The sequence below is a fragment of the Streptomyces sp. SID3343 genome, assembly GCF_009865215.1.
In the GTDB taxonomy this organism is placed as follows: Bacteria; Actinomycetota; Actinomycetes; order Streptomycetales; family Streptomycetaceae; genus Embleya.
The window spans coordinates 1-5,739 of record NZ_WWJX01001539.1 but is presented as its reverse complement, the minus strand read 5'-3'; the positions used below and the strand labels follow the sequence as shown (position 1 = coordinate 5,739).

General features: G+C 70.9%; 7 protein-coding genes. 1 reads left to right on the top strand and 6 read right to left on the bottom strand.

Annotated elements, in window-relative coordinates:
- Positions 1-375: response regulator transcription factor (locus GT354_RS49085; protein WP_346012520.1), on the bottom strand; the 375-nt coding region annotated here is incomplete at its 3' end.
- 71 nt (positions 376-446) lie between these two features.
- Positions 447-1,268: a DUF4344 domain-containing metallopeptidase gene (locus tag GT354_RS49080; RefSeq protein WP_161364633.1), complete on the bottom strand. Its 822-nt coding sequence runs from the start codon at positions 1,266-1,268 to the stop codon at positions 447-449.
- A 179-nt stretch (positions 1,269-1,447) separates the two neighbouring features.
- On the opposite strand from GT354_RS49080, the gene GT354_RS49075 reads away from it, so the two are divergent.
- A complete protein-coding gene (locus tag GT354_RS49075) occupies positions 1,448-2,044 on the top strand; it encodes a dihydrofolate reductase family protein (protein WP_161364631.1) in 597 nt (198 codons plus the stop codon).
- A gap of 65 nt (positions 2,045-2,109) precedes the next feature.
- Here GT354_RS49075 and GT354_RS49070 read toward each other — a convergent pair whose 3' ends face one another.
- The 4 genes from GT354_RS49070 to GT354_RS49055 all read right to left on the bottom strand — a co-directional run.
- On the bottom strand, positions 2,110-3,315 hold the full coding sequence (locus tag GT354_RS49070) for an MFS transporter (RefSeq protein WP_161364629.1): 1,206 nt from the start codon (positions 3,313-3,315) through the stop codon (positions 2,110-2,112).
- A gap of 170 nt (positions 3,316-3,485) precedes the next feature.
- Positions 3,486-3,743 (bottom strand): helix-turn-helix transcriptional regulator, encoded by a 258-nt coding sequence (locus GT354_RS49065; protein ID WP_202513150.1) that lies wholly within the window; start codon positions 3,741-3,743, stop codon positions 3,486-3,488.
- A 221-nt stretch (positions 3,744-3,964) separates the two neighbouring features.
- Positions 3,965-5,131, bottom strand: coding sequence for an MBL fold metallo-hydrolase (locus GT354_RS49060; protein WP_161364625.1), 1,167 nt, complete (start codon positions 5,129-5,131; stop codon positions 3,965-3,967).
- Between the two features lie 221 nt (positions 5,132-5,352).
- Positions 5,353-5,739: phosphatase (locus tag GT354_RS49055; protein WP_202513148.1), on the bottom strand; the 387-nt coding region annotated here is incomplete at its 5' end.

Sequence of the window (5,739 nt, the reverse complement as noted above, 5' to 3'; positions counted from 1 at the left end):
GCGCACCGCGTGCAGGACCTCGTCGCGGGCGGCTCCCTTGACGAGGTAGCCGCCGGCCCCGGCGCGCATCGCGGCGAGCAGGCTGCCGTCGTCGTCGGACATGGTCAGCACCAGAACCGGCACGGCCGGCACGTCGGCGACGATCCGGCGGGTGGCCTCGATTCCGGAGCCGTCGGGCAGGCTCAGGTCCATCACGACCAGGTCGGGGCGGTGTTCGGCGACCACCTGCGTCGCGGCGGCGGCGGTCTCGACCTCGGCCACCACCGCGATGTCACCGGCGCTCTCCAGAGCCGCCCGCAACCCGGCGCGAAACAACGGATGGTCGTCGACGATCACGACGCGCAACGCCGCGGAGGAAACGCTTTCCCGGTCCACGCGGCACATACTACGGGTAATTCCCGAATCACTTTTCGTGACCGATCGATGCGATGGGGTCGCCGCGCACCTCACCGGAGCACCGGCGCGAGGTCGGCCGTCCAGGCATCGCGGACGTGGGTCCACTCGGCCGCGCAACCGGCGGCGCGGGCCGGGGAGAGCAGGGGCGAGTTCGCCAGATCGAGGTTGCGTTCGGGGGCCGAGCCGTAGAGGAAGCACACGTGGTTCGCCGCCCGGACCAGGTCCGGGGAGTGCTCGTCGGCGCCGCCGGCGGCGGGGTCCCCCTCGGCCGCGGCGAGTCGGTACTCCTCGGCGGCGCTGCGCAACAGTCGTTCGCCGTCCGGACCTTGGCGCAGCAGCATCAGCGCCGCGAACCGATCGGCGGCGTCCTCCTCGGCCCGGTCCGTCAGGGTCGGCCGCACCACGTCGACGAGGGCGTGGCCCGCCTCGTGGTAGAGGGTTTCCACCAGTACGGCCGCCACGTCGTCGTCGGCCCGACCACGCCCGGCCCGCTCGAACAGCCCGCGTTCCTCGGCGACCTCGTCGTAGCACACGTCGATGCGAAGCCGGTCCGGATCGTACGCGGAACCCTCACCCGCGCACGAGCGTCCGACGACGGTCACCTGTCGGTCCATGCGCACGAAGGCGTCGAGCGTCGCGGTGACCGTCTCCATCACCTTCCGCTCGCGCAGGAACGCGGCCCCGTCGCGATCGGCGACGGCCGGCTCCTCGAAGCGGATGACGAACCCTCGGCGGTCGGGGGGACCGCTCGTCGGTGGGCCGGGGTCCTCGGTGCCGTCGCCGGACGAGGTACACCCGCCCAATAACACGCTCGCGAGCAACCCCGCCCACACCCGCCCCGACCCGAACCTGCTCCCCGCCGATGTCCGCACACCCGAAATCCTCCCGCAATCGTCGACGACACGCGCAAGTCCCGGCGTGTGGAGGTCGGTTGGGGCGCCGGCGACGGTGTGGCCCGCGTCACCGTGGTGGGGTCGGTCGGGCGCGATGACTTCGGCGCGACGTTACAGTCTCCCTTTCGTAACCCGGCAGCGAGGAACTGGAGCATCCCATGCGCATCGTGATCAGCGAGTTCATCAGCCTGGACGGCGTCGTGCAGGCGCCGGGCGGACCGGACGAGGACAACGACGGCGGCTTCGCGCACGGTGGTTGGTCGCACCCGTTCTTCGACCCGGAGGTGGTCGGCGGTGCCTTTGCCGACGCGGCCGGCAAGGCGGACGCGCTGCTGTTCGGGCGCCGCACGTGGCAGACGATGGCCGGCGCCTGGCCCGAGCGGGCCGGCGACCCGTTCGCCGACCGGCTGAACGCGATCCCCAAGTACGTCGTCTCCCGGACGCTGAGCGACGCCGAACTCACGTGGAACAACACCACACGCATCGCCGGCGACGAGGCCGTCGCGCGGATCCGGCACCTGCGCGAGAGCGAGGGCGGCGACCTGCTGGTGATGGGGAGCCCCACCCTCGTGCGCACCCTGCTGGCCGAGGAACTCGTCGACGAACTCCGCCTGATGGTCATGCCGGTGCTCCTGGGCGGCGGCAAGTCGATCTTCCCCGACGACGGTGGGCTGCGCACGCTCGAACTGGTCTCGACGGTGATCAGTGGCGCGGGCGTGCACGTGTGCACCTACCGGCCGGCCGCCAAGGCGTAGGTCCCGCGGGCGGCCCCACTCCCGACGGGTGTGGGCGTGGGGCCGGTGGAGGGGATCGGCCGCCGTCAGGCGGGGACGCCCTCGGGCGAGGTCGCGGCGGTCTCCGCCCCGCTTCGCGTCGGCGACGGTAGGCCCGACCTCAGCCGCAGCACGATCACGATCAGCGCGGCGGCGGCGAAGCCTGCCCCGGCCCAGGCCAGTTCACGGATGCCCACCGTGGAGACCACCCAGCCGCCGACCGCGGTGCCCAGGGTGATGCCCAGGTTCGAGAACGAGATGAAGAGGCTGTTTCCGAACTCGGGGGCCTCGTGCGCGTCGCGTCCCAACCAGCTCTGGCTGACCACGAGTCCGCCCGAATGCACGACTCCCCACAGCAGTACCGCGCCGATCATCGGCACCGAGCTCGTTCCGAGCACGTACACGAGCGTGTAGACGATCAGGTAAAGGACGGGGAAGGCGATCACGGTGCGGACCGTATTGCGCTGGAGCAGGCTTCCGAAGAGGAAGTTGCCGAAGATCATCACCACGCCGAACGCCATCAGCATCGCGCTGACCCAGGACGAGTCCAGTTCGGTGACCTGCTCCAAGTACTCGGCGAAGTAGCCGTAGACCGAGAACATCGCCGCGAACAGCAGCACGATCGACCCGATGGTGAGCCACAGGCTCGGCCGCCGCAGGATCCGCAACTGGGCGCCGTAGGACAGTCGTTGCTCCACGGGCAGGGCCGGCAGGAACAACAGGATGCCCAGGAAGGCGATCAGGTTGACGGCGGAGCCGAACCAGAACGCGGCCGAGAGGGACAGGTGTTCGGCCAGATACGAGGTCAGCGGCACGCCGAAGGCGAAGCCGACGGTGACCCCGGCGAACACCGTGGTCGTGGCCCGGGTGGAGTTCGCGGCGGGAACCAGGCGGGCGGCGGTCGCGAGCGCGACCGAGAAGAACACGGGATGGAACAGCGCCGGTATCACGCGGAACGCGAACATCACCTCGAAGTGCGTGGTGAGCGCGTAGACGGCGTTGGCGAGCGCGAACACCGCGATCGAGGTCGCGAGTACGGCCTTTCGGTTGATGCCGGACGCGAGCAGCGTCACGAACGGTCCGGTCACCGCGACCACGAGGGCGAAGACGCCGACGAGCCATCCCGCGGTGGACGCCGAGACGCCGAGTTCGTCGGAGACCTGGGGCAGGACCCCGATGATGCCCATCTCGGTGGTGATGATGCCGAACACGCCCAGGGCGAGGATCGAGATCATGGGGGCGCTCTTCTTCATCGTCGCCTTTCGGATGCCCGGCGGCGGATCGATGCCGTCTGCCGGTGCGAGTAGGTCTCATACATATCTGGATATGTAGATGTGTAAGATCGGAAAGAGCCGGGTGGGAGTGGCATCGAGAAGCCGAGGGGCGCCGCCGACGGGACGTCCACCGGAGGTCTACGGGATGTCTACAGGGCGTCCCGGGCGTACTCCGCGAAGGCCGCGATCGTCTTCTCGTTGCGGCGGTAGTACGTCCACTTGCCGATGCGCTCCGAGTCGAGCAACCCGGCGTCCTTGAGCAGTTGCAGATAGCCGGACACCACGGACTGCGCCAAGCCGGCGCGCGCCTGGATGTCGCCCACGCAGACGCCGATGTGGAAGCCGAGGCCCTGCTGACGGTAGGAGTCCTCGTCGAAGTACCTCGCGGGGTCCTTCAGCCACTGCATGAACTGCGCGCGCGCCGGATTGGCGAGGGCCTTGTGCACGGCCAGCGGATCCACGGGTCCATACCTCTCGCGCGACGGTCCGTCTCGGGCGGCGCGCTGCTTGCTGCGACGCCTTGTCTCGTGCGACGTCCCGCTTCGGGTGGCGGCGCTCGATGCATCTAGTTTTCTCGATATGTAGGAGTGTGTCAATCCGAGCCGCCCCGAGGCGGGTCGCGCCGTTTCTACGCCTTGGCCGGGTCGGGGCGGCCGTCGTCGATCGCCGGCCACACGGTGCCCGCGGGAACGGTGGCGATCTCGCGCCACCACAGATCGAGCGGCAGCCCGGCCTTGGGCTCGAACGGCTCGCCGGGGCGCGGTACGGCGACCTCGGCCCGAACGAGCCGGGCGGCGGCCACGGTGTCCTCGGCGGGCTCCTCCCACGGGTGCCACGCGAGGGTGAACGTGCCCCAGTGGATGGGCATCATCACCCCGGTCGGCTCACCGCGCTGAAGGTCGAGGTGCGCGCGCATCCCCTCCGCGGGGGTCATGTGGATGTCGGGCCAGTCCTCGCTGTACGCGCCGATCTGCACCATCGTGGCGTCGAAGGGCCCGTGCGCGGCGCCGATGTCCGCGAAGCCGGGGAAGTAACCGGTGTCCCCGCTGTGGTAGACCCGGTGCTCGGGGCCGGCGACGACCCACGAGGCCCACAGGGTGTTCGGGGTGTTGCGCAGCCCTCGGCCGCAGAAGTGCCGGGCCGGCGTGGCGGTCAGGGTGAGGCCCGCGACCTCGGTCGACTCGTTCCAGTCGAGTTCGGTCATCCGGTTCGCGGGCACGCCCCAGTGCTCCAGGTGGGCGCCGACGCCGAGCGGGAGCACGAATCGGCAGCCCGCGCCCGCGAGAGCGCGGATGGTCGGCATGTCGAGGTGGTCGTAGTGGTCGTGCGAGATCACGATGGCGTCCACCGGCCCCAGTTTCGCGAGCGGCACCGGCACCGGGTGCAGCCGCTTGGGCCCGGCGAAGCCGAACGGCGAGCAGCGCTCGCCCCACACGGGGTCGATCAGCACCCGCCGCCCGTCGATCTCGACCAGGACCGACGAGTGGCCCATCCAGGTCACCCGCAGCCCGGAGGCGGGCGGCGCGGCGAGGTCGGCGAGCGTGTTTCGATACACCGGAATCGGGCCGGACGGGGAACGCCGGACTCGATCCTCCTTGCGGAAGTACGTGGCCGCGAGCTTGAGGAGCGAACCGGACGGCGCGACCGAAGCGGGGACCGGATTGACGAAGCCCCCGTCGACGAAGTTCGGCGAGCGCCGGATCCGCTCCAAGCGTTCGCCCGCGGGGTCCGCCCCGAAGGAGGCCGGGCGCAGGGTGGCGGCGATACGGGATCGCCGGGGGCTGGAGCCGGTCACGGCACCTCCTGGAACGCTTGCGGACATCGACGCTCGAACGCGCGCCGGCCGGGCCGACGCGCACACCGTCGCATGCGAAGAGCCTAGGCCCTGACGGGCGGGACCGGGCGGAAGGGCGAACCGCCCCGGGGCGCCACCGGTGCATGGCCGCGCCGAGGCCCGCTCAACGCTTCCGCGGCCGTCCCGCCGGGGCCGGCCCGAACCCCCGAGGAGCGGCGGGGTCAGCCGGCGAGACCGGCGGCCGCGAGGAGGTAGGCGGTCATCGGGTGATAGTCGCGGGCGTCGACGACGTGGTCGTCGAGGGGGACGGTCACCGTGACCGTGCCCTCCTCTTCGCCCAGGAACAGGGCCGGGTCGTTGGAGTCGGCGAAGCAGACCGTCTCGATGCCGCGTCGGCTCGCGCAGCCCGCCCATCCGTGGTCGGCGAGGACGAGGTCCGGGAGCGGCCGACCGTCCCTCGCCAGGGCGTCCAGGATCGCGGCCATCGGCTGCGGGGCGTGGGTGTGCCACAACGTGGCCCCGCTCTCCAGGACCGCGACGTCGCCGAACTGGCGGACGTTGCCGTGGGTGTCGTCGTCCCCTTCGGTCGTACGCAAGCCCCTGGGGAT

Excerpts from the sequence above, each read along its gene's own strand:
- GT354_RS49075 (WP_161364631.1), top strand. The coding sequence starts at position 1,448 with ATGCGCATCGTGATCAGCGAGTTCATCAGCCTGGACGGCGTCGTGCAG.
- GT354_RS49070 (WP_161364629.1), bottom strand. The coding sequence starts at position 3,315 with ATGAAGAAGAGCGCCCCCATGATCTCGATCCTCGCCCTGGGCGTGTTC.
- GT354_RS49065 (WP_202513150.1), bottom strand. The coding sequence starts at position 3,743 with ATGCAGTGGCTGAAGGACCCCGCGAGGTACTTCGACGAGGACTCCTAC.